Below are 2,065 nucleotides of genomic sequence, written 5' to 3'. Positions count from 1 at the left end.
TTTTTGTAAGTTTTTCTTTTCTTCTAAATCTAGGAAATCTTTAGCTGGCATAAGTAGAATTTTTCTCAAGTTACTATTTCTATTTTAGGTGGTTTAAGTGCGTTTTAGCTTACCGAGACTTGCTGGCTTACAAAGATGCACCCAGTCAACAGATGGCAGAAAAACTCCGATCTGAGTTTTGGAAACTTTTCGATACTCAAAGCGGTTATCAACAGTTGGATGAGCGAAAACAATTAACCCTGCTGAAAATTTCGGAGTTGCTTTTAGTCTTAGAGCATCCCGAATTGCCCTTGCATAATAATCCGGCGGAGTTAGCTGCTAGGACGACAGTGCAGCGACGTAATATTAGTTATGCTACTCAAACTCTGACAGGGGACTCAGGCTTGGGATACTTTTATGTCCCTTGTTGCTACTACTCGGAAATTAGGAATCAGCTTTTTTGAGTATGTTCGTGACCGCATTTCTCAACTTGGTAATATTCCCTCTTTGGCAACTATTATTCGTGAGCAGTCTTCTCTCAATCACTTTGCTTGTTCATGAATACCAGAATAACTCCTGACCCCGATATATTGAGGGGATACATTATTAAGACCTCTTGCAAAAATCAAAAATCTTCCGTTAGTGGGACTTAAACAAAATTTAAGCCCAAATAAAGCCTAAACTGGCTTTGTAAGCGGCAAACACATCCCGATTCTCGGTCAGCCACTCAAAGAAACGGAAAGACATCGCCACTCGAAAAGCTGCCAAGGTTTCCACAAAAGTGTTTAAAGGTCGATTCGCCCACCGCCTTTGCAATCCCCCAGTCAACTTATGCCACAGGATAAATGTATAGGCACAAAACACCAGGATAAAATGACGAAGTAAGCTTCGTTTATCCCTGACTTGATATTCCCTTAACCCTAACCATCCTTTGGCTTCTCGGTAGAATACTTCCACCCAATTTCTTTCGGTGTAAGTCTTGACTATCCACGAAGCTGTTACTGTATCTGCCTCAACTACATTGGTGATGAAATAGTCCACCTCTGTGGCTTTTTCCATTGAACTTGCCTTCATGACGATCGCCAAGTTCCTTTCTCCTTCTAGTTGAGATATTTTCGCTCTGAATACCGCTACCCAAACCGTTTTTTCTTGATCTAGATTTAGGGTGATTTTCTCCCAATCCTTTTCTGATCGGCTTTTGGCTAGTTGCTCAAGCTGGATTGTTTCTTCCACACCCCCTTCTTTTTCAATAATTACTTTTCGATTTTTTGCCAATCCTCCTAAGTATTTTAGCTTTCTTTCTTCCAGGGCTTTAAGAAAATTTGTGTTGTTGCCATAACCAGCATCTATTAACACGATTTTCGGTCGATAGCCTCTGATTAAGCTCCGGTCAATTAAATCTATCGCTATCTCTGGTTTTTTCTTAAACTCTTGGTCTTCTTTTCCTTGGGGTAAAGAACTCGCCGGTTGATAAATTTCCCTGTCTAGGGGGACACTTTTTTTGCCGTCGTAGAGATGAGTAGTGACGGCGACTATTCCGTTGTCTGTCTTGCCAATTTCTCCCAAGTACTGCCTGCCAACTCCGGCGGTCAGATTGCCACTTTTTCGATGTCCTGAGTCATCGACAATCAGCGTAAATCCTCGGGGGATTTGCGTCTGGCGGCATTGGTTCATCACTTGCAACCGACATTACCCGCATTTCTCACAAACTGAATTGAGAACCTAATTTAGAGGTTGAGAGTTGTGTTTTTAAAAATTAAGAAAAACTCTGAAGGTTGCCGAGCGATAATTCGACAAAACTAGCCAAATTTTTGCAGAATCAACCGATAAAATCTAGTCAATTAGTCAAAATTTTCATGATAAAACAGGCTGAATTTATGAACAGCCCTTTTTAAAATTATTTAGTTGTTTTTGAGAACTATTCGACTTATCCAGGAGCAGGAAGTCCTTGAATTCTAGAGTAAGCTATCACCAAAATATCTTGATAAGGACAAGAACTAGCGATGGCGATTAAAACTCTTCTAACGCTCACAGTAATTCTCGCCCCCAATTTCAGAAAATTAAGACGAATTGTTCCTACTGTTGC

General features: G+C 40.6%; 2 protein-coding genes and 1 pseudogene. 1 reads left to right on the top strand and 2 read right to left on the bottom strand.

Annotation, left to right across the window (positions count from 1 at the left end):
* Positions 1-152 precede the first annotated feature (152 nt).
* Positions 153-443, top strand: coding sequence for a hypothetical protein (locus H6F92_RS00030; protein ID WP_242029931.1), 291 nt, complete (start codon positions 153-155; stop codon positions 441-443).
* Positions 444-639: 196 nt separating this feature from the next.
* On the opposite strand, the pseudogene H6F92_RS00025 reads toward H6F92_RS00030, so the two are convergent.
* Positions 640-1,668 (bottom strand): annotated as a pseudogene (locus H6F92_RS00025) (IS701 family transposase); the annotation flags it as partial.
* A 238-nt stretch (positions 1,669-1,906) separates the two neighbouring features.
* The coding region (locus H6F92_RS00020) for a transposase (RefSeq protein WP_190356367.1) at positions 1,907-2,065 on the bottom strand (159 nt) is incomplete at its 5' end.

The organism is Microcystis wesenbergii FACHB-1317 (assembly GCF_014696875.1).
Taxonomy (GTDB): domain Bacteria; phylum Cyanobacteriota; class Cyanobacteriia; order Cyanobacteriales; family Microcystaceae; genus Microcystis; species Microcystis wesenbergii_A.
The sequence above is the reverse complement of the archived record's forward strand: the minus strand, read 5'-3'. Positions and strand labels throughout refer to the sequence as shown.

What these genes read in the sequence shown, in the direction of transcription:
- H6F92_RS00030 (WP_242029931.1), top strand. Translation starts at nt 153, where the DNA reads ATGGCAGAAAAACTCCGATCTGAGTTTTGGAAACTTTTCGATACTCAA.